A 26372-nucleotide genomic window follows, 5' to 3' on the forward strand; every position below is an offset into this window, starting at 1 on the left:
AAATAAAGCAGGGAATATGAGCGATTTAGTGAAATGTAAAGAGTGTAAACTGACATTTGATTTGGATGAGTATGATAACTGTCCGGATTGTGAGGTTGATTTAATAGAGTGTGAAGTATGCGAGCATAAGTTTAACTTTAGGCTAGCAAGTTGCCCTTATTGTGATGAGCATAAAGTGCCAGAAGGTACTGAATGCGAATTTTGCGAAAAAGCTGCTGTACGTTATTTACAAAGCAACCCGGTTTGTGAAGATCATTATCAACTTTAAATTAAAGCCCATCTAAATGGCTTATTTACTGATCACATAAGCCATTAATTTAAATCCACTCAGGTACCAAAAAATTTCGCTTCTCGTAAATACACCTTTTTAATCCAAATCTCACCTCTTAAAACTTCAGTTATCCCATAATTTAAAACTATAAAATAGTATGGATTTCTATTTCACTTAGTGTTATTTTTAAGATTTTTATTAAAAAATAATAAGTTAACCACGGAGCGGTTTACCATTTTAAGTTAAGCCGCAGTAACAGGATTTAATTTATGCGCTTAAAAGAAGCTCTCAGCGTTTTATCAAAGTCTTCACCTTACGCTGTTTCTACAGAAAGAAACGCTCAGCGTCAGTCTCTACTTGATGAAATCAAGTCATACCTGTACATCCAAATGCCAATTGAGATAGCAGTAAATAAAGCTATTTCGAGCTTTGGTGCAAATGATAAAAAAATTCTATTTTTATGTGGTAGCAGTGGTGATGGTAAATCAGAACTATTAACCAAAGCTAAGCAACAATACGGTCAACGAATTAACTTTCACTTAGATGCAACTCATAGCTTTGATCCTCAAGGTACTGCTATTGAAACGCTCGACAAAGTCTTTGAAAAATTCAATCAAGGATCAACACCTCTTGTTGTAGGCATCAATGCTGGCATGATGGGCAATTATGCAGAGGAAGGTAAAGATCAAAACATTAAAACTGTTATAGCTCGCTATTTAACTAATCGTAAATCAATAACTGAAGACATTATCTTTATTAACTTTGAAGATTATCCTAAGTTTGCAATCCACGAGCATGGCTACGACTCAGAGTTTGCGCAAAAGTTATTAGATCGAATCACCCAGCAAAATGACAATATAATCAGGCAATTAGTCGAAAAAGAAAAACAACTAAATGATTTTGGCTCACAACGTATTATCACAAACTTTGAGCTTCTGAGTATCCCATCAGTACAACGAGTAATTGTTGATTTACTATTTAAAGCGAGATTAATGCGTGATCAATTCTTAACAGCGCGGGCATTACTCGATTTTATTCATGAACTTTTAGTTTCAGACGGCTACTTGTTTGATAACTTATTTGCAGGTGGTGATAATGAGCTTGCAAATAAGATTGAAGATTTTGATCCTGCAAACTTAAGAACAAAAGAAATCGACCGTTTTATTCTTGCCTATGACTTAAACTTGCCAGATGAAGAATTCCACGCATTTAAAGGTGCTCTTCAAACCTTTGGAATTAGTGGTTTAAATACCGGGGCGCAATATTTAAGGTTGTTTTATGTTCTTAAATATGAAGATTTTGCTAACGACTTCCATAAACAATTCAAACCTGACTTCAGTGCTACTTTGATTGATAAATACATTGAAATTTATCAGCTCCATAAAGATTTCAAAGATACACCAGAGCAAAAAAGTGAAATAAAAGCTTTTTATCGCGAAATATTAATTGCAGCAATTAGAACTTACATAAATAGAAACGCACCTAAGCTGGGTAAGAAGTACTTCTTACTGTCAGATTTTGGCGAATACCAAGTGGCTGCACCTGCTGATTTATCAATGGACTTAGCTGAAGTTAAGTTGAATACAACAACGAGTAGTGCTTTTTTTAATGCGCGACTCAAGTTGAAAAACACAAAATTTACCTTGCCAATAAACATCAACTTATTAGCGTTGTTAATGAATATTAATAATGGCTATCGCCCAAATAAGCACGACAAAAACTCAGTTATTCTATTAGATGAATTAGCCAGTGAAATTATTCAAGAAGCTAAATCGTCAAATGAGCTGGTCATTACCGGCGATGGGCAAAAGTACCTCTTAGAGTTAGATGACGAAGAAATAATGGTAAGTGAGGGATAAGCAATGCCATTAGTTGAACAATTAAAACCTAAAAATAACAGTGCAGCTAGCTATTTTCCTGTTTCAGCCAACAGTGCAAATAATAAGTATGAATGGGAAACCGTTGTTGGCTTTTTTATCAAGTCATTACATAACATAGAGCTAGAGAAAACGATTAATACGCTAGATGACTTTAAGTTGCTTTGTAAAACTCAAATTACAAACAAACTTGATGGTGAGCCTTTTTGGCATATTATTGAGAAAATGTACTTCGATAACGAGCAAGTACTCAATATTTCGCCAGAAATGCAAGCTCTGAAAGTATTAAACCCAGAAAGTAGCAATGCGGGTGATGAGCGTTTAACAGCTTTTTTAGTTGGCCTGTTGGGCGATTTACAATTAACTCAGCCGCCAGAGTCACACTTAAACTTTTTAGAAAGAGAAATCAAAACTGTATTTGATTCGCCTCTGGTTACTAAAAAAAGTCAAAAACTAAAGAAATTTAACAAGCCATACTTACCTGAACTGAGTGAGTTTTTTCAAAAAGACTTAGAGTTTTTAGTAGGTTACCCTGAGTATTTTTTACAGAATATTAAGTCGTTTTTAAAGCTATATGGCTTTTTATATACAGCACAACTTGCACTCAATGTACGAGGTTGGTCGAGCCAACCAGAAGTAAAGCCATGTTATTTCATTCTTGATAGCGAAAAAGCAAGTAAAGAGCGTACAAAGCTGCAGCTTCATGGGCACAAACAAGTTGTTGAATCTAGTTATGCTTTATTTCCTTATCTTGCTTTAAACGAGAGCTTGCAAGACGCTAAATCACCAATTGTGCCGCTGTGGGAACTTGTTGGTGAATTAACAAGTAATGATATTGATGCGCTTAACAACTATGCGGCTAAGTTTCATGAAGACCGTAAGTTAACGAGTGAGCTACTACCGGCAGAAAATATAGATCAAGCCATAACAAGCCTAATAAAGTTATTTACTGAGCAGTTTAAGAAAGGGGCTACACGAGAAACAGCTTTTAATAACTTTGTAAAAGCGACACGTGAAACATTGATTAAGCCTTTTGAACAAAGTCGTGGGCGAGCTGGTTCATACCTTGTTTTAAATCAGGACTATCTTTTATTACTTACCAATATCTCAATTGGCTCAAGAGAAAAGCTAAGACTTCATGAGCTGCTAGTTGAGTTTCGAAACCGTGGCGTATTTTTTGATAAAAGTAGTGAAGAATGTTTAATAGACCTATTTGAGCGCATGGGTAATGTTGAGCGAATGAGTGATAGCGGGGATGCAGTATATGTCAAAAAAACTATATGAAGACTTTTTAGTCGAGCACTTTTGTAAGTGGGCAGCTAAGGGCTTTGAAGGCGAAAGTCGTTTTCAATTTCGCTCTCCGGATAGCTCAAATAGCCAAAACTTATATGAAGCCCTATTAAGAAAGGCAGACACGACTGTAGAAATACTAACGGCAGATATAAACCAGCAATTTAAAGCTCTATCTCTAGCTGATAAAAAACTCATTCCAGTTGTACACAGTGAATCTGAAAATGGCCTAAGTGAAAACTATATTTCGCACCTACGTGATTTAATATCCAGCCAAGATGGAGAGTTGGGTGATTGCATTTTACTTGTAGTACATAACTCGTACTTAGATACATTAATTAACTCTGCAAGAGACTTAGGCAATGTAGGCGAGGTTTGGCACCCCTCTACAATAAAGCATTCATTGAGTGAATTGATCACATCAATTAGTGGTACGGATCAAATTTCTCAATGCCTACTTGAACACCGTTTTAAACTAATAATTGAAGATGGCGCAACCATGTTCGGCTTCAGCGAGCTCTTTGAAGCACTTGAAGATGGCGTTATTCAATTTCGTGAGCTAGGTCTATTTAACGACAACACCATAATTGGTTGGGATGATACGGCACAAATAGATAAGCGGTTATCACAGAACCATCAGCTATTTGAAAGCATTAGTGAAATTGTTGAAAAATACCCACAAGAGCTAGTTGAGAAGCTGGGTGATCTAGACCTTGGTGAAAAGTTTGTCTCAGAGCACTTTGGTGATAATAAAAACTGGCAAGATCTAGATTTTGGCGCAATTTTAAAAGAGCGTAGAGATAACAAAGAAAACCTACTTTCATTTGAAAAAGAAATTGCGCAAAAGCTTACTTTTATTGCTCGTGAAAATAAAAAAGAAAGGCATCTAATTATTGAAATGCCTGAGGGTGAGTCTGAGTTTAAATTAGAATCTTACTTCACTGGAGGCAAGATTTTAAAAAATGAATTAAAGCTGCAACACACAAAAGAGCCAATTACGCTAGATGTAAATAACCGCTCAGCAAAGCATAGTGTCGTTGAAGTTGTAGGCTCTTTCTCAGGGCAGCCTCTTTACTTTAGCGTTGACTTTAAAAGAGAAAAGCCGCAAGAGAGGTTTAAATACCGGATCCTTGTGTTACCAAAAGGGGCATTTTTCCTTGAGGACTTGGCTGATAGCTTTTTACTTGTACCACGAAAACAACTCATTACACTGCAAACTAATGCAGGAATGCTTAAAGTCTCAGAACAGGGTAGTACTGCTAAGGTAACTCAGTCTAATCAAACGTTTTTGGTACAACAAACTCAAGCAGTTGATTTTGCTGAGTTCGCAAATGAAACCGATACACTTACTTTTGCCGTCCAAAGTGGCGAGAGTATTTTGAATTTTGAGGTCGATGGCGCAGTGTCATCAGACAGCCTATCTTTGCCATTAGTTTTAGATACCAATTTATTTAACCGACTATATAACGATGATTTTAACGGCCTTTATAATCGTGCAAAAGAGAAAGTGGTACTAGATGGTAAAGACCTAACACCTAAAGGTTTGCGTAAAACGCTATTAAAATGGGAAGCAGAACTACAAGATAATAGGGCTCTAGCAACTACAGTGGGGCAGCGTCCTCAATTAATGCTAAGCGATATCGAAAATACTCACCCATCACTATATAAGGCTTACAGCGAGCTATTTGATTATCTAGATGCACGTAAAGCGCTAATAAGTACATGCTCTTGGGGGCAACAGTTTACAAGCTTGGCGCAAAATGTGGTTGAGTGCTATTTAAGCGAAATAGAAAAAATAGAAACCAAAGCATTACTCTCGCCTGAGTCTAGCATGCTAGTAAATATTGGTATCGCAGAGTTTGAAGAGCAAGAGCTTATAACGCCATATCACCCAATATGCTTAGCTTATTTTACTCAATTAGTACCTAAAGCGAGTGATGAAAACGACAAAAGCTTTAATACATTACCAAAAGCCACATTAAAACGCTTAAATGCGGAAGGACTATTACCTTTTGTTTGGCATGCAAAAGATGGTTTTGCATACAACCAAGCTCTGCCTGACAATCGCATGTGGTGTAATCTAGTTGCAAATAAAGACGTTAGTTTAGGTTATGTACGCCCACTGGTAAGACAAAAAGCAAGTGAGTTTGCTAAAGCGTTTGATGTGTTATTTAGTAAGGGCAAAAAAGAAACTCTGCATATCAACTCAATTAATAATGCCGATAACAAAGCATTGTTTTTAGGGTTAGTTGATTATCTAAAAAAACAAACACCAGACGATGCAAATCGGATCCATGTAAATTTATACGATAAATCACTACAGCGTACTTATTTTGATGAGTTTGCCGATGCACCAAGTTACGATGAGTTAAAGCAACTAGCAGAGCTTACAGGTGAAAAAGACAAAGCAGATGCCATAGCAGATATGCTTAAAAACCGTATAACTTACAGTAAGTTCAAACTAGAACGTGAACTTGACTTTGCTTATGCGCACATTAGTTTTGTTTGTAACGACACTAGTGTCGAACCAACGCCTGTTGATGTGTTAACCGAAAAGTCGGGTGTTGCATGCCATGGTTTATTAGCAGGTGAAACCGCCTATAACGAGCAAAATACTTACCTTACAACATACGGTTTGCAGAATTTAGCGTTAGATAATAACCCAAGCCTCAAATTGAGTAGTCAATTTAATAATCTAGCCAAAGCAGCTTGGTGCGGGCAAAAGTATGAAACCAATAATGGCTTAGCATTAAAAGTGGCAGGCAAGCTTACCGAGTTACTAGAAGATGTTTATGAGAGCTCTGTTTGGACAGTAATTATTGATCCAAAAGTAACGCTCGACTTTTTTAAATCGCAAAAAGATGCCGTACTAATACATTATTCAGATAACTTTTCGAACTCTGCTAATTATGATGCGATTACCGTAACAAAACGTCGTGATCTATACGACCAAGTACTTTCGCAAGGTGTTAAAGGCTTAATTGATGAATTTAATGCCTTTAATGGCGAGTGGTTGCTTAAAATGATCACTTGCAATGATAACGAGCGGAAAGAGAAAAAAAGTATCATTGGCGCTTATAAGTACATTAACTGCCTATTACACCAAAGCGATATTACCTGGGTACCAATGAGCGTGGCCGAAATGCTACGCGTAGCAGGTAATGTTGGTTTAAAAATGAGTGAAAGTGAGTTTTCGCGCTTTGCCCAAGGTTTTAAAAGCGGCGCGATTTCAGATGATGTATTGTTCGTTGGTTTCAAAGATCAAAACATGTATTTGCTACCGCTCGAAGTGAAAATTGGTCAGCAACGTACTCATGATAAAGGCGTTAAACAAGCTAAAGAGTTAAAGCGCTATTTAGTTGAAAACCTATTTGGCCGTAACGACTTAGCTGGGCATTTATATCGCGGCCTATTCGTAAGACAAATTTTAATGCAAGTTGATAAGTTTGAATTATATAAAGTTTATCAACCAGATTACTTTGATGCTCTTAAATCACAACGAGAATGGTGGTTACAAGGTGACTACAAGGTTGCTGATTTAGCGGATTACCCGCAAGGTTTCATGATGGCATTTTTTGAAAATGCCTCATTTGCGAAAGAAGAATTCGACCTACAAGACGACATTCTGCAAATAAAAATACCGAGCGCAAATTTAAATCGCTTTATCAGCACACCATTGCAAAGCTTGCTAAGCAACATTCAAAGCAGTGAGCTTTGCTATATACCTGAACAATATATATTGAATGGCATTACTCAAGCTGATGAGAGCATTAGCATTAAGCCTGCAAGTGACAACCCTGAAACGAGTGATGATGCACCTGCAGTCAATAATGAAACTCCAGTTGTATATCCTAAAGTTGCTGAAGCAAATGGGCCGATTGTAGTGGCTGAGCGAAAAGAGAAAGAGCCATTAAAAGTATTGGTGGGTCATGTTATACCTAGTAACGAGTCTGTGTATTGGGAGCCCACAAATACCGCCAAGTTTATGAATACCAACTCAGGTATTATAGGCACAATGGGTACAGGTAAAACCCAATGTACTAAATCTGTAGTAACTCAGCTTTATCGAAATCAACATCAAAATGTAGAGGGTAAACCGATTGGCATTTTGATTTTTGATTACAAGTCAGATTATGTGGACGATAAATTTTTAAATGCTACGAGTGGCAAAAAGTTTAATTTGCATAAGCTTCCGTATAACCCTCTTAGTTTGTTTGGTGATACGCCAATGTTGCCTGTGCACACTGCCCGCGGTTTCTCAGAGACGATGGGTAAAGCATTCAACTTAGGCACTAAGCAGCAGCTTAAATTACGTAAGCTTATAGGTGAAGCTTACGACCTTGCGGGGATTCATAAATCTGACAAATCAACATGGCACAAAGCTGCACCAACAATGGCAGACCTTTGGGCGCTATTTTTAGATAGCGAACCCGCTGAAGATTCGCTTTATGCTGCGCTAGAAAGTGTTTGTGAGCTTGAAGTATTTGAAGATGATACTACCAAGTGCATGTCGCTTTACGACCTAGTTGATGGCATTACGGTTGTAGAGCTGGCGGGTTACCCAAGCGAAGTTCAAAACTTAGTGGTAGCTCTTACGCTTGATTTGTTTTATTCGCAAATGCAAAAGCAAGGTAAACCCGAAGTGCAAGGTGACTTTAGGCAAGTGACTAAACTTGTGCTGGTGGATGAAGCAGACAACTTTATGTCGCAGAACTTTCCAAGCCTTCGCAAGATCTTAAAAGAAGGCCGTGAATACGGTGTTGGTGTGATTTTATCGACCCAAGATATTACGCATTTTAAAACCGGTGAAAACGACTATTCAGCGTATATTTTAAGCTGGATTGTGCACCGCGTAGCGCAAATCAAAAATCAAGATATTAAAGGCATATTCAATGTGGATGATAAGTCAGAGCAAGAGCTTCTTATGAAAAATATTCGCGAATTAGAAAAGCATACAAGCCTATATATCAACGGTGAAAAGCAAATTAAGCGTATTAAAGATAAGGCATTTTGGGAGTTATTGAATGACGCCTAATGAATTACATGCAGCAATATTAAGCATTGGAGCCGTGCTGATAGCATGCGCCTAATAAACCATTAATAATGGCTTAGGCGCTCGCTAAGTATATTCAAGGGAGTATCAGTGAAGTATTGAAAAATAGCTCTAAGATTTGATTGTAAATAAATCTAATTGCGTCTTCAGTCTGAATTTTTAATGATTGGGTCTTTTTTTATTAGCATAAAAAGAATGTTTTCAAACACCCATGGGCCGAATAGACTTTACAAGTTAGTGTAACAATATTTAATAAGGAAGGGTTATATGTCACCTGAAGAAATTCTTGATTCTGCTTCTCCTGAGGTTAGGGAAGTAATAATGGAAATCATTAAAATAGAAAAAGGCTACCGACATTATCAAAACGCTATAGAAGAAAAAGAAAGGCGGATTGCTTCAAAAATTCAAAAGTGTATAGAAGGTAAGGCCAAATGAAACTGAAAACACTTACGCTTAATAATTATAGGCAATTTAATAATGTAAATTCATTGCATTTCTCTATAGACCCTCAAAAGAACATTACTGTAATTCATGGTGAAAATGGTGCTGGTAAAACTTCAATTCTAAATGCTTTTAAGTGGTGCTTCTATGGGGAAGTAGATTTTGACTCAGGGACAGAAAATTTACTTAATGAGCAGTCAATAGCAGAAGCTAGTCCTGGTGACGAAGTGCCGTGTGAGGTTTTTGTTAAATTTATTCATGAGGACACTCTTTATACTGCTAAACGAAAGCAACTGCATAAAAAGTATGAAGATGACAACATTGAAAAGTTAGGTAGTTCATTTTTTACTTTGGAGTGGATTGATAAAGATTCTGGCGAAAAGAAAGCATCTAATAATCCTGAAACGCATATAAATCAGATTTTACCTAAATCACTTCACAGTTACTTTTTCTTCAATGGTGAAAGGATAGAAAAATTGGCTAGCTCATCTTCGTCAGGAGATATTAAACATGCGATAAAATCAATTATGGGGCTTCAAATAATTGAGAGAGGCAAAAAGCATCTTGATGAATATGTAATTAATTCTTTTAGAAAAGAAATGAAATCTCATGCAAGTGAATCTGACTTGGCTAAGGCAATGGAATTAGAAGAGAACCTAATTGCAAAGCTGAGCAGCAAAAATATTGAGCTGGAAAACTTGGAAAAAACACATTTGCAGTTACAAAAATCAATAAAGGAAATAGGAAACCGCCTAGAAGAAATTAAAGAATCTGCCCAACTGCAAAAAAGACGAGATGAAATAGAAGAAAGAATTACAACAATAAGAAAAGAACTTGAAGACAACAAAGCGTCTCTTAGCCTCGAAATATCAAAGAAAGGCTTTTTAGGTTTTTTTGATAAGACTGCACAGTCTGTAAAAGATGTTCTAGACGAGAAGAGAGAAAAAGGTGAATTGCCTTACAGGATAAGAGAGCAATTTATTGATGACTTACTAGAAGATGGATATTGCATTTGCGGAGCTGATATTTCAGAAGGAACTGAAGCATCATCAATGCTTAGACGATATAAATCAAAAGCTTCTTCAAAGTCTATGGAGGATGCATTTATAGAGCTTTCAGGAAGTCTGCAACACATAGAGCCGCAAAGAAAGTCTCTATTTGATGCTATTAAAACACTGCAAGTAAAAAGGAAAAACTTAGATACTGAAAGACATAAATTAATAGGTGAATTGGATACTATTTCGAATGATGTCGGGGTTATTGAACAAGCAGCGGATCTGGAAGAGCGAAGAAAAGAACTAGATCTACAAAAAGATAAAACTATTGAGTCTATTGGTGAAGTTAAGAGTGAAATTAAGAAGCTTGATGAGGAGCTAAAAGAAGCTGAAAAATCGAGAAAAAAATTAGCTGATAGTGAACAAGTTAAGTCTGTAGTTAAAAAGAGGTTCGACATAGCAGAAGAAAGTTCAATAGTATTAGGTAAACTCTTAGATTCATTATCCGATAGCATAAAAACTAAACTGTCTGAACGTGTTAATAAAGTATTTCAAAGCATAATCAGAAAAAACTATTGGGCCGAAATTGACGACAACTATGCATTGCAAATATTTAAAGATATTTCTGGCAGAGGTAAACAAGTTGTAACTGAAAAGTCTACTGGCGAGAGCCAAATAACTAGTTTGGCTTTTATATCGTGTATTGTTAGCTTGGCTAAAGAAAATGAAGCAAAGTCTAATGGCCTGGCCCAAGGTGGAATTTTTCCTATCGTAATGGACTCTCCCTTCGGTTCTTTAGATGATGATTACAGAGCGCTTATAGCTAAGTACGTACCGGAGTTAGCTGAGCAAATAATCGTATTTGTATCTTCTTCACAATGGAAAGGATCTGTGGAAAATGAGTTTTCAGGGGCTGTAAATTTACACAACAGTCTAATTTATTACTCTCCTAAACTAGAGGGAGAAGAAACAGAGTTTTTAAAAAGAAGCGACACCTTTGAAAGGACTGAAATTAACGAGGGATACTATGACCGATAGAGTAAGAAAGCCAGAAAAATATGACTCGTTACTTAAGCTACTTAAAGATGAAGAAAAGGTATTTTCCTCGTACAAAGATATTTTAGTTTTCGCAGCATGTTTAGCTAAATCTAGAGGACAAATAAGAGAGCAGTTTTCTAAATCGTCAGAGCCGATTCCAATTCATGTGTTTAATGGTGAATTTGATATAGCGGTAATGAACAGTATTGCTATAACAGAGCCAGATGAGTGCGAAGTACATTTTTTGTCAGATGACAATCACGATAGAAAAGTCCTAATCTTTGAAGAGTATGCGGCAGCAGGGTTAAAAATTATTAGTGAAGAAGTTTTAGGTAGAGGAAAGAGCATTCTAGACTCTTTCGTCGAGCTACTAGCTGATGAAGAAGCTGATAGCAGCGTTATCTATGATATATCCTCTTTAACACTGTAGGCGGAAGTATGAGAAAAACATTTAAATTTTCTCCAGCAATTATTCATGTAGATAGAAGAGGTAACGAAGTAAAAGGACGTATTGTTTACAATACTCCTTTTCAAGAAGCACTCTCACTGTTTCCTTTTACATTCCGTAAAAATGAAGGCTACTTTGTAACGGAAGAGGAATTCCAGAATTTTGAGAAAAATAATCCTACGGATGCAATTGAGTTTTGTCTTCTGGAATTAAATGTGGATGATGTATGCACTCCTCAAGAATCAGCTACTGATAATAATCAAAAACAAAATACCAGCGTTCAGAGCCATAATCCTGAATCAATAAGGGAAGATCTTATTCCTAAACTCAAAGCACTATTAGACTCTAACTTAGTGTCATGTTCTGTCAGAACGGCAAACATCATTAAAATAGCATTTACCAATCAAACTACGCTTTATAGTGACGAGCTTACCCAAAGCATTAGAACAAAGTTTGCTAACTGTGGTGAAAAGTCAGAAAAAGAAATCAGGACATTGATTTCAGAATATGCTTTAAAACAGGATCTTATTGGAAATCATCAAACATACGATGACCTTGATGATGACATGGATTTGATACCCAAATTACTAAACCTCATAGAACAAAAAAAAGCTACTTGCTCGGTAAGAACGTCAAATATCATTAAAAATGCCGTAGAAGCCCATAACACGTTATTTAAGTCAGATCTAAGCGGTAGTTTCAAATACAAGTTTGCTCATTGCGGAAGAAAGTCGGAAGAAGAAATAAGAAATTTAATAGACGAGCACATTACTTCAGGCATTGAAAATAATGGCTCATCTTTTATTTCAGGTTGCTTTACCCAGGACTTATTAAACCTAAAGCCTGTAAAGGATGATCGATTTTTAGCCTCTCTTTTTAGACTTTACCCCTCGGATCTTCGTTTATCTAAACTTATAGAAGAAATAATTTCTAACGCCTTTAATAGTGCTCCGAATTTGGCTTATTGCCAATATTTAGTTCTTAAAGACCTAATTTTGAGTGATTCAAAATTTATAAATATAGATTCTAAAGAGATCACTGTTAATACCTTTAAAGAAGCTTTAGAAGAGATATACAAGCTAAACTCTGTTGAAGAAATCAAATTGGAATTGTCAGACCTGTTAAATGGTGTATGCATACAAGATTCAACATATAAACTGATCGAGGCCATATATCTAGCTCAACTAGACACAATCCATAACTGCGATATTTCAGACTATCAAGCGTTGAAAAAGCTCATGCCAGAGGCAGTTTTTAATAATGAAAGAGGAGTTGGTTGTATTGTAGGACGATTACTAGCCACAGAAAAATTGACTCTTGAGGAGTTAGGTGAGATTTACGGGGTAACCAGAGAGAGAATTAGGCAAATTGAAAAAGCCACAACAAGCAAATTACTCTTATCAAAAACAGCGTATTGCTGGCTTTTACTTGAAATGTTTTTGTCCAAGCAAAGTGAATATTTAAAGGAAACATTAGCAATAAAATCTGGAATCATTCATAAAGATCAAGTTGAAGACCTATTTGAATCATTTCCTAGCTGGGTTAGAAACCTTTTAAAAATAAAGGATGGCTATCAAAGTGCCTTAAGTGCAGTTAGCACACGTCGTAATAATTTCTTCGTTTTAGAGAACTTCTTTGAGTATTACGAAAGCAAAATAGAAAATTCAACTTGGTTTAAAAGTATTTGCGAAGTTCTATCATTAACTCACACAACTGATAATGAAATAAAAAGTTTAGCGCCTTTTTTAAGCGAAGAAGCAATTACTTTTTTTAAATCTAATAAGCAAACGTTATCTATAGAAAAACCTATAGAAGATATTTGTGCTAGCGTTGTTAACTTTCACGGATATCCGATGAAAATGGAAGAGGTCTATTCTAAGTATAGTGATGAAGTTCGTGATCCCAGAGATATGCGGACAGTAGCTAATATTATTATGGATTCAGAGCAGTTTTTGATAATGGATCGTGGGACGTATGGAACATACGATATTTTACCTTTTAAAGGTGATGTCGTTAAAAGGATTCGTGATTTATCTTTTAGTCATCTCAGCTCAAACCTTGAAAAGAAATATATTTCAGCGGCCGACTTGCATAAGATACTATCTAGCAATCTTGCTATAGATAAAGTGTCCCGATATGCCATATATGGCATATTACAAGACGATAAGAGGTTTTATTGCCATCGATACGGACTGAAAATTGGCCTAAGCAGCAACTTTTCAGAAAGTGATTTGATCGCATTCGGAGAAATTTTAACTAATTCTTTGTTGAAGTGTGGGCCTTTGTCTGTAAAAGACCTGCAAATTGAAGCGAATCAAATAGGAGATTATCACGACCAAACTATAGTTGCAGAACTTGCGCGAAGTAATCATATTGTAAGATTAGAACGTGGTTTATACGGCTTAATTGGTGAGCATATAAGTATCTTAGACTTAGCTTGTGCTGAATATATTAGCTTGTTTTATTTACAGAAAAAGAATAGAACAATTCATTTTATATTGGATAAAATAGAAAAGTTCAACAAAAAGTTAGAGTACGAAACTCTATTAGACTACATAAGAAAGAATTCAGTTAACATTGAAGTTTCCGATGATTTTTTGAAAATAGCTAGTCCTATTGATTTAAGCTCTTGGACTCCATCTTTCAACGCAATTACAAATCTATCAGAAATTCAAAGCCGCATTAGAGAAATCCATAGAGAATTGACGCTAAAAGGCGATCAGGAAGGCGAAGGATTAAACTCTTCAACAATAATTAAGGAGTTAGGGTTTTAATGAGTTTCAAAAAACTAAAACTGCCTTATTCAATTAAAACGACTAAAGAAAACCCTAATGATTCGCTTTTTGAGCCTCTTTTAAGCAACTCTTTATCTTATAAGGTTGCTGTAGGTTACTTTTCATCGAAGTGGATAAAGGATGTGGCAGAAGGTATCGCCAACTTAGCTTCGAATGGAGGTAAAGCATACTGGCTTATATCTCCTCAACTTTCTAAATCTGACTATGAAGCCCTAATCTCAGGAAGTAATAGTGACTTATATAGAGAACGAGTTTTTAAGCAAAGTTTTCAAGAGCTATATTTGTCTTTAAAAGATGATACTTTAGCTGCTATTAGTTGGTTAATTGCTGATGGAATTCTAAATTTTAAAATAGCAATACCATGCAATAATCTAGACGGTATCATGCACGCCAAAATGGGGGTTTTTGAAGATGAAAATGGTAATAAAATTGCCTTTTCAGGATCATACAACTTAACAGGATCTTCAAAAGGAAATTGGGAACGAATTGATATCTTTACCTCTTATTCTAGTGAAGAATCTGAAGCCAGGCTCAAAGATATAGAAGTTGACTTTGACGAAATGTGGGAGGGAAAAGATAGCAACCTAAAAGTATATACGCCTTCGGATACGTCGTTAGCACCTTATATAGAATTTACTCAGTTGAACTCTAGGCCCTACCGCTTAAAGATGAAGTATTCAATTCCCAAGCATTTTCTAGATGATAATGGGGAGCTGAGAAGCTATCAAACAGACGCTGTAAATAGATGGTTTAAGGCGAATGGAAGAGGTATATTTTGTATGGCTACAGGAGCGGGGAAAACGGTGACCGCTCTCTCTGCCGTGACGAAACTTGCAGCACACACAAACAGTAAGAATAGCACTTTATTCGTTTTAATCGTTGTTCCTTATACCCACCTCGCAAAGCAATGGTGTACAGAAGCAGAAGAATTTGGATTTAGCCCAATTAGATGTTTTGGTGGAGTTACAAAGTGGGAAGGGCAACTTGTACAAAGTTTAACTTCTTCAATTATTCAGCATTTTGGTGTCACCTTAGCTATATGCACTAATGCCACCTTTACCTCTAATTCTTTTAAGCGGTTTGATACGTATTTCAGCAAAATGCCGTCCTTATTGGTTGCAGATGAGATGCATAACTTAGGTTCATCTGAAGGTTTAAAAAGGCTGCCAAGTACTAGCCATTATAGGCTTGGATTATCCGCAACTCCCCATAGACATAATGACGAAGAAGGCACAGATGAACTATATAAATATTTCGGAGATGAGGTTATAAACTTTACTCTTGAGGACGCAATAAATAATAAATGTTTAACGAAATACTTTTATTACCCAACGCTCATCGAATTTACAGATGAAGAATGGGAAGACTACAAAGAACTTTCACGTCAAATTTCAAGGTTGATTAATTTCGGAAAAAATGGAGAGGTGAAAGTTTCAGAATTAGCTAAAACTCTTCTTTTAAAACGAGCTAGATTAATCAACTCAATGGAAAATAAATACAAAAAATTTTTTCAGCAAGTACGAGACGTTGGTTTAAAAAAGCACACACTAATCTATGTAGGTGATACTAGGGAGGGAGATCTAAGAGCTGTTGAATACGTCGTTAAGGAATTAGGTACAACCTATGGTGTTTCATGTAATAAGTTTACAGCAGAAACGGACTTAGACGAGAGAAGTGTCTTATTAGACAACTTTGATAAAGGGGAAACCGACGTCATCGTTGCGATTAAATGCTTAGATGAAGGTGTAGATGTTCCATCAACCCAACATGCCTATATATTAGCTTCTTCAACAAATCCTAGAGAATATATTCAAAGAAGAGGCAGGGTATTAAGAAAATCTCCAAATAAAGAGTTCGCTTATATACATGACTATATTGCAGTTCCTCCAAATTTTGATATGGATGGCTTCTCACCGGAAGATTTAAAAATATTTAAGAATTTATTTAGAAGAGAGTTAGCTAGAATCGAAGAGTTTGCTCAGCTAGCTATGAATTATGGGGATACCTTAGAGCTTTTTTCCAGCATTAGGAAGAAATTTGATATTTAAATCAGTGCGGCTACAAGTCATAAAGGGAGTTGTATGCAACATGCGAAGAACGACTCGCAACACCTAGCCCAAATTAAACTGGTAGTGACAGCTCGAAACGGGTAACTGCCAGACAAAATCTGAGCCAATACAATATAGTACAACTTAAAAGTCACATCCTCACCTGTGAGGTGGTTAATTTTTTTGTTATGACTAATCTATTCTAGAGAGCGTTAATTAATGTTCTAAGCTCACTTTGATTTCTAATCGCAGATACTCCATCCTCAACATGCGCTGCCCAAGCTGTTTGTAACTCTTTATCAGAATACTCAGGGTAGCGCTGTTTTAGCAATAGTTCAGTGACTATTTGGGTTTTACCTAACCACGTAAATTTATCGAGCTTGAGGCTACCAGAAAGCTTATAATCAGTGTCTTTATCAAATACAAAGCCCTTTTCAACAGAGCGAAAAAAAGCAATACGGGCAGCAACGTTTGGTGTAACGCCTGTTTTGCCTTTTAGTGTTTGTAATTGCTCTTCAACGGCTTTATTTAGCCACATTGTTTGTGGGAGCATTATATGGCCTCCTGTGTAAGCTCAGCCCAAAAGTAACCCTCACGAAGAGTTGAGCTACTTGTTTGCTGATTAAATTCAATTTCGAACGCGTGAGATACTTTGTGCTCAATAGCTTGGTAGAAGCTTTCATCTACCTCGGTGTCTGTTGATAGTAAAATTACTTGCTCGCTGGCTTCAGGGAAGTAGTGTTTAATTAGCTTGTCGCGGTGCTTAGAGTCTAATCGGCCAAGAGGCGTGTCTACCACGACAGGTAGTACTTTGCCAGAAAGCTTACCAAGTGCCTCCAAAATAGCAAAAGCAAAAATCTGCTTTTCACCAGCAGACATTGATTTGCGGTTAATCACTGAGCCTTCGGCATCAACAAGGTTTACATCAAAACTGTTAGGGTCAATTTTAGCTGATAGCTTTAAATCTTCTTTACGAGCAAGTTTGCGATATGCCTTTACAAACAGCTCTTCAAGCTGGCTAACACGCTGTGAAGTGAGTGCCTCTTTAAATTCGTGGAGTACGTTTTGGCTTTGTTCTACTCGCTCTACAGCTTTGTCTGATGAGTGTTTGTTTTTTAGCTTCGCGTAGAACTTTTCTAAACGTTTTGCCAGCTCAAGCTCTTTCGCTTTGAGGTCTTTCGCTTTAAGTAATTCGCTAATGTACTCTTTGCTAATTGCATCGCGCTGTTTTTCAAGGGCTCGTAACGATTCGTATAGGTCTTTAAGCTCTTCTGCATCTGGTGCACGTTCAATATTTATTGATAAGGTACTTAGCTTATTTTGAACAGCTTCAAGGGCTTGTGTTAGCTCTTTTAGTAATACCTGTGACTTTTGAGCATCAGTAACCTGTGCTTGAATAAGCGCAAACTCAGAGTCAGAAATATCAAGCTCAGGCGATTCCATACTACTTTGAGCAACTAATTGGCCAAAATAGCTGTTTACCGTTGCCATAATATCGTTACTTTGAGTGCTAAATTGCGTTGCTAATTTAGCTCCTAAGTCAGGTAAAGCTTGGGTCAGCTCATTGCCAAACGCTTTTGCTTGTTTGATTTTTTGATCTTTTGTTAGCTGCTCAATTAAGCTTTGCATTGCCGTTGGTGCTAAAGCCATTGGTAATGAGCCACTTAATTCTTGGCGAATTTTAGCTGTAAGTTCTTTTTCAAGTTCAATGAGTTCATATACTTTGGCTTCTTCTTGATCTTTGGTTTTTGCCCAAGCGCCGCCCCGTGCTTGTATGCTCTGCTCTTTAGAGGCTATTTGGGTTTTAAGCTCAGTAAGCTTAACTCCGATATGGTCTGCATTTTGTTGGGCTTCATTAACTTGTACTGATATCGCCTTTTTTTCGGCTTCGGCTGCATTAATCTTTTTAATGGTTTCTTTGTCTGCTGCTTCTGCACCTAAACCTTTAAGGTAAATATCTAAGTCAGAATCAAGGCGATTAATTATGTCGATACCAAGCAGTTTTTGTACTGCTTCTTTTAAGTAAGAGCCTGTGTCGTCTTCGGCAAGCTCTGCAATTTTTTCACCATCAAAAAAGAATAAATCCCCAATACCCGGCGGCACTAATTCATGTAAAAAAGCTTGCACCTGTTCGCTATTAAGAGAAGTGTCTAGCACTCCATTAATTGTAAGCGTTAATGTTTCATCTTGTTCTGCTTGCCACTGACGTGTGACCTCATAAAGCTTGTGTTCACCCTGATGAGTGTGTGTAAAGCTTAATGAAACTCGTGCTTGTGCGCTTTCATCACTTTTTAAAGCTGTGTTATTTGTCTGTTCATTTAAATAAGCAAGATAGTCTTTTTTAGTGATCACCGCACCAAGTGCGCGTTTACCAAGTAATGCTAAACGAATTGCAGTTAGAATTGATGTTTTACCTGCACCGTTTAAACCACCAAATAATATAATTGGGCGTTCAAAAACACCTTCTTTGCGAGGTGTTAAGTCGATACTGGTTTCGCCATTGAAAACTCGAAAGTTATTAAGCGTGAGTGTTTTAAAAATCATTCTATGCCCTCAGCTTTTAACATTGCGTTTATTTGCTTTAACTCGTCTTCAAGCGTTTTTACTTCATTACTTTGGCGCATTTGTTTTTGTCTGATATCTAAATTAGAGGCAATAATGGTCTCTGCGCTTTCCCAGTCTTGCTGAATTAAGCGACCAATTCGATTAAATATACCGGTACGGCGAGCAAGCCCACTCATTTGTTTTTCAACATCAATTAACTTTTTAACCATTTGCGGTGACACGCCATGTTTAGGTGCAATGTCATGTAATAACTGGCTTTCGGTAAAGCTAAATTGGTTTGAGTCATCAATCGTCCAGTCTAACTTAATACCTAAAATATCAAACACAATAGCAGGTAATGAATCGTCCCAATCAGGCTCGTTAGGATCGTTAAGCCACTCGTGACGTACAGCGTGCAGCTCATCAACTGTAATTAGCTCTACATCTCTACCTTGCTCATTAAACTGCTTTTGAATATTAAGCAGTAAACGCATGGCATGTTTACGGTATTTTAATAAGTAAGGGCCCGTTGTGTAATCGTCGGTAAGTACGCGCTCTTTATCTTCTTTTAATGTTTTAAATGCAAGTCGACCATCACGGCGTATATGGTTGCGATATTTCTTTTTAAGCTTTGGTGAAGTACTGCGAGAAAGCATGTTGCGATACTTTAACAGCGGTAGCATCCATTGCTCACCATTTTGAATTAAGCTCTCCATTGCGCGGTCTTTGGTGACAACAGTACAAGTCCAGCATCCAAAGCGCGAGTTACCGCACGATGGTGTTGTTTCATCAATAACGAGAGGGCATTCACCTTGGCCAGATGAGTCTTTATATAGATTCCATAAAACTAGGTTTTTACCACCCCATGGGTTTTCCCATTCAAGGTCATATTTATCTAGCCATTTATTTTTTGTGCCGTAGGGTGTTTCTTCCGTTTTTAAATGGCAAAGACGTAATATCTTCCATACGTCATCTACGCTCCATGTATCGATTGGAGTGTAAATAAATGCATTATTTAATGTAGTGTGTACAGCAAGATCAGAGCCATCAATTTTGTGCTTTTTAATAACTTGGGCACGAGAGGCACTTTCTTGAGAGCGAGAGCCAAGTACAACGATTACTTCGTCATATTCACTAACACGCTCTTTTATAAATGTACTTACCGGATCAATTTTCATTCGCTCAGTACACCAGCGGAAGTTACGCGTTGGTGCCGGGTAACCCTTGCCTAGTAAGTTTGCCCAAAAAGTATTGTTAGACTTAGGCACAACCTTATGCGAAGTGATTGGTAAACCTTCGCGTCTTGCGCCTTCTTCAATAAGTTTTAGAGATTTATCGACGTGATCAACAACCATAGGCGTTTCAACTAGGGTATCTGATGCAACAACAAATACAGGCTTGTGGCGATCTTCGGGCTTTAATCCTAGTAACGCAAAATAAACGAGTGTCATCACAGCTGATGAATCTTTACCACCGCTGTAGCCTATAACCCAAGGACGTTTGTCGGCCATATACACTCGCTGAGTATTAGCTACAAATTCATGAAGCTTTCCACCTGCAAATGACTCGTTTTCTATAAACTCGATATAGTCGTCTAGATCGTACTGATTTAATAATGTCATGTATTTAACAATTCTTTTTCTTTAGCTAGCTCTTCAACAGAGGGCTTTAAGCCAATTTGTTTTTTTATTTCTATGGCTGTTAAAAATATATTTGAAACGGCTTTAGAGAGTCGACCATGGTTCATTGCACGGTTTTTCCAAGCTGGGTTTGCTTTTCGCCAATCAATTTTATGTAGCTGAGTGTAACATTTACTTTGCTCAGGCTCACTGAGTTTTAGTAGTTCGTTTCCTACTATTGCTAAAGCTTGAAGCCCTATGCCATGAGCACTAATGTACTCCTGTCGAAACTCAGCAGCTGAAAGCTGTTTATCTCTCACTTGCTGCCATTCGGGCATATATTGGTTTAAATTGCGCCAAAATGAGACAGCTACTTTTCTCTCTTCATCGCTATAGCCTTCTTTTAAGCCTTTACCAAACAAAGCTTTGTTAGCTTGCTTTATACCGCTAAGTGTAAAAAGCTTGCTACTTTTAGCTGCAATAGAAGAGCGCTCAAACTCCGTGAAACCTAAAAATGGCTCACACTCTAGTGCAAGGTAACGAGCCAGCTCTGCGGCTTGATCTCTGTGGTCATACAATGTCGACAGAGACGCACTTGGTCTAACGGCATACTTATTTAAATCGGCAAACATCTGCTGACTGCGTTGCAAGCCTTCATCAACAAAGAAAAGTACAGCAATGTTATCTTGGCAAAGCTCAGGTCGCTCTTTAATTGCCTCTTCAATTGCTGCTCGTCTATGTTGTCCATCATTTATGAGGATTTGGGCATCCATAGGAACTTTTAAAGTGCCAAGGTTGATACCATCACCAGAGCCTATAAAGTCCACTTCAGAGCCTACTGAAGCTGTAATTGCAGAAAAAACATAGTCATTTGGTGAGTCCACTAAATAACGGGCCATTTCAGGAATACGGTTTTTATTTAAAGTACGTTGAGCTCTTAATTCGACAGGGACTTCTTCTTCATCATAAACGAATATTTTTGGGATAAGTCGAAGCGGGCAGGTAGCAATGTAAAAAGGCTTGCCAGCTTGCTGGCCTCTTACAGCGGGGAAGCTGTAACAATAATTTGTGTCTAGATTACTCATTGGTGATGGCTTACTAATGGCTTGTACGTAATATTATTACGTACCTTACGTAATAATTCAATCTCTGATTGTTTTTTAATTAGTTAATTTATCAGTTAGGGGAAGTGTTAAGTATGATTTTATTTTTTTAGCTTAATAAAACGATTGTTTTTTAACTCAACAGCCCAATAGTCAAACACCTTGAGTAAAATAGGCCAATTGGGCCATTCTTCTTTGAGAACACCTTTAAGCATGGCTGCTAGTTTTTTATCAAAGCGTTGCTGGCTTTTGTATTCACTGCTGTCTTTTGATAAATAACGAATTTTGTTGTAGAGAGGTTGGTTAGGGTAATCATCGCCATAGATAAAGTAGTCGATATCTTGTTCGAGTAATTTTACTTTGACTCGCTCAATAAGTAGCGGTAGTTTTTTACTAAAGTCATCGTATTTTAAAAAGGTAACCTTGCCTGATCGCATATGTATTTTTACTAAATCTACGTCGTCAATATCGCCATATAACTGTACGGCACAGCCAATATAAACACGTAAAATAGCGGGAAGTTGGTTTAAAAAACGGGTAGGTAAAATGTAAGAGTGGTTGTCGTAAAGTTCGCCAAGTTTTATATCTTCATATGCTTTATAACATGCATTTCCAATATTCGTAGGCTCAGAAATTGAAAATAATAGTGACTTAGCTTCTTCGAGTGCATGAGTATAGCTTTCAAAATGTATTTTTATATCGCGGGTAAGCTTCGCTGGCATGTGGCTTTTAGCTTTACGCTTTCCAAACAGACTAAGGGCGGAATAAGCCAGTAAATCATCGTGCCTTTTTGCTTTTGCTTTCTCAAATTCAGCTTGGTCGTAATAGCTCTGCAAGAGCTGGAACGCCTTATTATGGCTCCCAAATATTTGCCTAATCGCAGCACTTTGTTCAAATTCGTCATTTGCAGGCATTCTGCCTAAATGTAAGCAATATTGCCAAAAGTCAGCTAATAAGTCTTGATGCTTTTCGAATAACGACTTTTGCTCAGCTCTGTTTATAACCTTAGGGGCTGGGCGTTGTGTAATGTGTTGCCAGTTATAATTTTGAAATTGCAGTTCAAGGTGGTGTGCTTCTTCAAGTTCTGCAGATTTAAAAACGGCAATGATACCTTGCCCAAATGGAGTTGTTTTTACTTTTAAAACTTGCTCTATATAGCAGCGTATTTGAGCTTGGCTAAAGTATTTTTGAAACGTATTACGGCTTGTAATTACACCATCTTTATATGGCTTAAAATGCTCTTGCTTAGCTTCGTTAGCCAGCATGACAGAAACAAGTAGTAACTTATTTGTATATTGATATGCTGCCTTTAGAGTGTCTTGGCGCTCTGTTTGATTTTCAATAACATTAAGTACAAAGCCAAGATTAACAATATCACATGGTGTTTTAGTTGCATGAGGGCGATGAACAGGATCCCAGGCATTTATGTTTAGTCCATGAGCTTCAAGCTCGGTCGCATCGTCACCTAAACCGCAACCGTAATCAAGAATTGAATAATCACCATTTAAGTAGCCATACTTTGCAAGCTTCTGGAATGGGGCTGATAGCCTATCTCTGTTTATAGCTGTTAGGTGCCGCTGTATTTGTTGTGGTTCTTCGGGGTTTTTTGGCTCAACTATTTTAGCTACTCGATGAAGTCTGCCATTTTCATCTAACTTGTAGCCTTTGCGTTTTATTAAGTTTTGCCATTGTTTTTTGAAGCCAATACTTTTGGTGTTTTGATAAAGGCCGATTTGTTCACCTTCTTTTGTTAATTCTTCAAAAAGCTTGTGATGAGGGTAGTTTGGTAAAACGAATGTTTCTTTACGATGTAATATTGGTGGGTTGGCAGAGCCACTGTAATCTGTCGTTTTTACCGTGTTTTCGTAAATATCTATTGTATGGCTTTTAAGAAGCTCAGGGTATGAGCTTTGATCAAAACTAGGGTACTCGAGCAGGGTAAATTTAAAATCACGTTTATAGAGCTTTATTAGATTCCAATCAGCATCTACCTCTAACGTTTTTATTGTTGTATTTATTAACGCTAACAGCGCTTCAGGTAAGCACTCTGAGATACAAGATTTATGTAGATAAATAGCGGTAGGTAAAGACTTACCATGCTTTAGGCTTTTTATTAACTGCTTGTATTCAGGAAAGTCCATAGTGGGTTATTTTTTCACAATAATAAAAGTAAGCGCGTCCGCGTTTTTCAAATTTAAGCAATCCTCGCTCACGGCGATGCATAAGCTCACAACCTGAGAGCTTTAAGTATTTCATCGTTTCTTTACTGCTAAGCCAAATACCTTTTTGATTCATCTTGATAATATCTATTCCCGAATATAAATATCTTATTTGTTAATTAAAGGGTAGTGTGCATCGCCCCATAATTCATTAGGGTTATCCATCATTATATCGATAATAAATGGGACAAGTTGCGATAAAAACTGTACAGCATCTTTGAGTTGCTCTCTATTAGCGCTGCTGTTCCAAGTAGCTCCCCCATGTATCAATTGATTTCTTAGAGTATAGAGTCGCTGTAATACGATGGAGGTTAACTTTGCCGTTTCTTCATTTGCCAAAGCATAGTTAGCTGCTAGTTTGGCATCACTAAAACGCTGAGCATATTCCTGCTCTGTAATTTGTTTATTATGGAGCTGCCAAAACGGCTGAAAAACAAACTTGTTACTTAATAAAACTCGAATACTGTTTGGAAACTCATTCCAAAGTAAGTTATAAATCCTGCTATTCGAGTCAAGTTTATCTAGTTTTTCTAAGAAATGACTGAATGACTGGGTTTCATTGAAACTTAAGCACTCTGTATCTTGTGCATATGCTGCATTAAAAGAAACCCATAAAAATATAAACTGGCAGTCTAAATCTTGATTACATTGTTCTGATTTATCTAACCAGCTAAGTGCTCTGTGTACTCTTAGAGCTAATCCTTCAGGGAAGTTATCTCGTAGTTTACGTTGTTTTTCTTTTAGTTCTTTGTGAAGCATGTTTAGTCTTAAAATCCTTTTTAATAAGACTAACTTACTGCTAAATGACTGTAAAATCTACAGGCTGTGTTTATTTTTCGTCGTCTCTTTTGAATATTTTCTCATTTATCCAATCTTCAACTTCACTTTCCACCCAAGCTACAGAGTTGCCACCTAGCTCCACTTTCATAGGGAATCCACCAGCAGCCATAAAACGGTATACCGTTGCGCGGCTTAGGCCTGTCATGTGTAAAACTTCTTTTAATTTGATTAAACGCATGGATTTTCTCCGGTTAGTTATTAGTTCATAACATTTCCGGAGCTCGTATTTTTTTATGCCCTAAAACTAAAATTTTATAGCTATACATCATTTACTTGCATTCACCACAATGGAGACAAAAAAATGCAAGAGAAAAAACCTTTGTATGAGTTTCAGCACCCTGTCGATGATGAACAAATTCTTGAGGCAGCAGCATACATTATTGCTCAGAAGCAGTTTCGTGATGGTGTATTAAATTGCCCGAACGATTGCGAAAGCTACCTGAGACATAAGTTGGCATTACATGAATACGAAGTGTTCGCGGTAATGTTTTTAGATAGTCAAAACCGCGTTATTGCTTTTAAAGAGCTTTTTAGAGGAACCATTAATGCGGCGAGCGTTTATCCGCGAGAAGTTGTAAAAGAAGTTTTGTCGTTAAATGCAGCTTCAGTCATTTTGTCTCATAACCATCCTTCTGGTGTTGCTACACCGTCCCAAGCAGACAAATTAATCACAAACAAGCTGCGCGATGCATTAAATCTAATAGATGTCTCTGTTCTTGATCACATCATAATCGGTGAAACAAGTTTTTCATTTGCTGAGCATGGCTTAATTTAAAAGGAGACCGAGTAATGGCAATCAAAATAGAGCAAATAAAGGGTTTAAAAGTGCCAAACACTTTTATTGAAATAGTTAGTAAGGAGATTGCATTTAGTGAGTGTTTTAGTGACAAAGCGAAGTCGTTAACGCTCAACTTTAAAGATCCTGAATACGCGCCTGAAGCAGGGGGCTTTCATCCAGTTGAAGTGCGATTAGAAAAGCATACTAACAATTGGCAATTCGAATATATTACTGATTTTTCTTACCAGGGAAATGTTTACCCTGAATTGGTTAAAGAAATTGATATTTGCTTTTCTAGCAAGCGAGTTTTTCATTTGCTTGTCGGCTGGTTGAATCATCATGAAGCAAAGGAACTTTTTGCTTTATTTATTTCGAACTTTGTTGAGTATTACCGCACTGGCTGTTATCAGGTATCAATAACTTGTGACTAGGAGGGAGTATGTCTGAAGTCCAGGCAGTTAAAGATCTAGATACGGTTAAATTAATAAGTTATTTACTAGAGAAGCGTAGCTCTAAGCAGATGAGTGATGTTTGGAATATCGGTTTAAATTTAGCTCTGAGAATATCTGATCTGTTATCAGTTAAATTTACAGATATACAAAATGATCGGCTACTCATTTTTGAAAGTAAGACAGGGAAGCTTGCCGAGATTAAACTAAATAACAAGGCATTGAGCTTTATAAATGAGATTCGCTCAACTCATCCTACTCACGTTTACCTTTTTCAGTCCTACCGTAATCAACAAGCAAAATACTCTAAACCTAGGCCATTATCACGAAGGGCTGTTACAAGGGCATTTGCACTTGTTGGCGAAGAACTGAACATTAAATTAGGCACGCATTCAATGCGTAAAACACGTGGGTATCACCTTTACCATAAAACGCATGATATAGCGCGGGTAATGAAAATGCTTCGCCATAGCTCCGAGGCAACAACACTTCGCTACATTGGCATAACACAGGAGGAAATAGATAAAGATTTTGAAGAGTTAGAGCTATAGCAGGGTAGTGCAT

19 protein-coding genes are annotated in these 26372 nt (G+C 37.1%); 12 read left to right on the forward strand and 7 right to left on the reverse strand.

Annotated elements, in window-relative coordinates; translation table 11 throughout:
- The first annotated feature begins 16 nt into the window (after window positions 1-16).
- The 9 genes from PASHI_RS07905 to PASHI_RS07940 all read left to right on the forward strand — a co-directional run bounded on the left by PASHI_RS07905 (window position 17) and on the right by PASHI_RS07940 (window position 16256).
- On the forward strand, window positions 17-268 hold the full coding sequence (locus tag PASHI_RS07905) for a hypothetical protein (RefSeq protein WP_062565182.1): 252 nt from the start codon (window positions 17-19) through the stop codon (window positions 266-268).
- 272 nt (window positions 269-540) lie between these two features.
- Entirely contained in the window at window positions 541-2130 is a 1590-nt protein-coding gene (gene dptF, locus PASHI_RS07910; protein WP_062565183.1) for a DNA phosphorothioation-dependent restriction protein DptF, read from the forward strand.
- 3 nt (window positions 2131-2133) lie between these two features.
- Window positions 2134-3432: a DNA phosphorothioation-dependent restriction protein DptG gene (dptG, locus tag PASHI_RS07915; protein ID WP_062565184.1), complete on the forward strand. Its 1299-nt coding sequence runs from the start codon at window positions 2134-2136 to the stop codon at window positions 3430-3432.
- Window positions 3413-8473: a DNA phosphorothioation-dependent restriction protein DptH gene (gene dptH / locus PASHI_RS07920; protein WP_062565185.1), complete on the forward strand. Its 5061-nt coding sequence runs from the start codon at window positions 3413-3415 to the stop codon at window positions 8471-8473. The genes dptG and dptH overlap by 20 nt, the downstream gene beginning before the upstream one ends.
- A 285-nt stretch (window positions 8474-8758) precedes the next feature.
- The gene (locus PASHI_RS21985; protein ID WP_156426469.1) at window positions 8759-8926 is read left to right on the forward strand and encodes a hypothetical protein; all 168 of its coding nucleotides are present in this window, start codon (window positions 8759-8761) and stop codon (window positions 8924-8926) included.
- The gene (locus PASHI_RS07925) at window positions 8923-10965 is read left to right on the forward strand and encodes an AAA family ATPase (RefSeq protein ID WP_062565186.1); all 2043 of its coding nucleotides are present in this window, start codon (window positions 8923-8925) and stop codon (window positions 10963-10965) included. The genes PASHI_RS21985 and PASHI_RS07925 overlap by 4 nt, the downstream gene beginning before the upstream one ends.
- Window positions 10955-11395 carry a DNA phosphorothioation-associated protein 4 gene (locus PASHI_RS07930; protein WP_062565187.1) on the forward strand — a complete coding sequence of 147 codons (441 nt, stop codon included), beginning with the start codon at window positions 10955-10957 and terminating at the stop codon, window positions 11393-11395. Before PASHI_RS07925 ends, PASHI_RS07930 begins: the two co-directional genes overlap by 11 nt.
- An 8-nt stretch (window positions 11396-11403) precedes the next feature.
- Window positions 11404-14187 (forward strand): sigma factor-like helix-turn-helix DNA-binding protein, encoded by a 2784-nt coding sequence (locus PASHI_RS07935; RefSeq protein WP_062565188.1) that lies wholly within the window; start codon window positions 11404-11406, stop codon window positions 14185-14187.
- Complete coding sequence (locus tag PASHI_RS07940) at window positions 14187-16256, forward strand: DEAD/DEAH box helicase family protein (protein WP_062565189.1); 2070 nt, start codon at window positions 14187-14189, stop codon at window positions 16254-16256. The genes PASHI_RS07935 and PASHI_RS07940 overlap by 1 nt, the downstream gene beginning before the upstream one ends.
- A gap of 202 nt (window positions 16257-16458) precedes the next feature.
- Here PASHI_RS07940 and dndE read toward each other — a convergent pair whose 3' ends face one another.
- The 7 genes from dndE to PASHI_RS07975 all read right to left on the reverse strand — a co-directional run bounded on the left by dndE (window position 16459) and on the right by PASHI_RS07975 (window position 24759).
- Window positions 16459-16809: a DNA sulfur modification protein DndE gene (gene dndE, locus PASHI_RS07945; protein ID WP_062565190.1), complete on the reverse strand. Its 351-nt coding sequence runs from the start codon at window positions 16807-16809 to the stop codon at window positions 16459-16461.
- Complete coding sequence (gene dndD / locus PASHI_RS07950) at window positions 16809-18800, reverse strand: DNA sulfur modification protein DndD (RefSeq protein ID WP_062565191.1); 1992 nt, start codon at window positions 18798-18800, stop codon at window positions 16809-16811. The genes dndE and dndD overlap by 1 nt, the downstream gene beginning before the upstream one ends.
- The gene (locus PASHI_RS07955) at window positions 18797-20422 is read right to left on the reverse strand and encodes a DNA phosphorothioation system sulfurtransferase DndC (protein ID WP_055022117.1); all 1626 of its coding nucleotides are present in this window, start codon (window positions 20420-20422) and stop codon (window positions 18797-18799) included. The genes dndD and PASHI_RS07955 overlap by 4 nt, the downstream gene beginning before the upstream one ends.
- Window positions 20419-21504, reverse strand: coding sequence for a DNA sulfur modification protein DndB (gene dndB, locus PASHI_RS07960; protein WP_062565192.1), 1086 nt, complete (start codon window positions 21502-21504; stop codon window positions 20419-20421). Before dndB ends, PASHI_RS07955 begins: the two co-directional genes overlap by 4 nt.
- 119 nt (window positions 21505-21623) lie before the next feature.
- Entirely contained in the window at window positions 21624-23663 is a 2040-nt protein-coding gene (locus PASHI_RS07965) for a DNA phosphorothioation-associated putative methyltransferase (RefSeq protein ID WP_062565193.1), read from the reverse strand.
- A gap of 186 nt (window positions 23664-23849) precedes the next feature.
- Window positions 23850-24500 (reverse strand): HEPN domain-containing protein, encoded by a 651-nt coding sequence (locus PASHI_RS07970; protein WP_062565194.1) that lies wholly within the window; start codon window positions 24498-24500, stop codon window positions 23850-23852.
- Between the two features lie 70 nt (window positions 24501-24570).
- Entirely contained in the window at window positions 24571-24759 is a 189-nt protein-coding gene (locus PASHI_RS07975) for a helix-turn-helix transcriptional regulator (protein WP_062565195.1), read from the reverse strand.
- Between the two features lie 123 nt (window positions 24760-24882).
- Between PASHI_RS07975 and radC the strand changes: the two genes are divergently transcribed.
- Genes radC through PASHI_RS07990 form a run of 3 tightly spaced genes read left to right on the forward strand, consistent with a single transcriptional unit; the run spans window position 24883 to window position 26359 of the window.
- Window positions 24883-25356, forward strand: coding sequence for a RadC family protein (gene radC, locus PASHI_RS07980; RefSeq protein ID WP_062565196.1), 474 nt, complete (start codon window positions 24883-24885; stop codon window positions 25354-25356).
- Window positions 25357-25370: 14 nt separating this feature from the next.
- Entirely contained in the window at window positions 25371-25790 is a 420-nt protein-coding gene (locus PASHI_RS07985) for a DUF2787 domain-containing protein (protein WP_062565197.1), read from the forward strand.
- 8 nt (window positions 25791-25798) lie between these two features.
- Complete coding sequence (locus PASHI_RS07990) at window positions 25799-26359, forward strand: tyrosine-type recombinase/integrase (RefSeq protein ID WP_062565198.1); 561 nt, start codon at window positions 25799-25801, stop codon at window positions 26357-26359.
- Window positions 26360-26372 lie beyond the last annotated feature (13 nt).

Source organism: Pseudoalteromonas shioyasakiensis (assembly GCF_001550135.1).
Classification (GTDB): Bacteria; Pseudomonadota; Gammaproteobacteria; order Enterobacterales; family Alteromonadaceae; genus Pseudoalteromonas; species Pseudoalteromonas shioyasakiensis.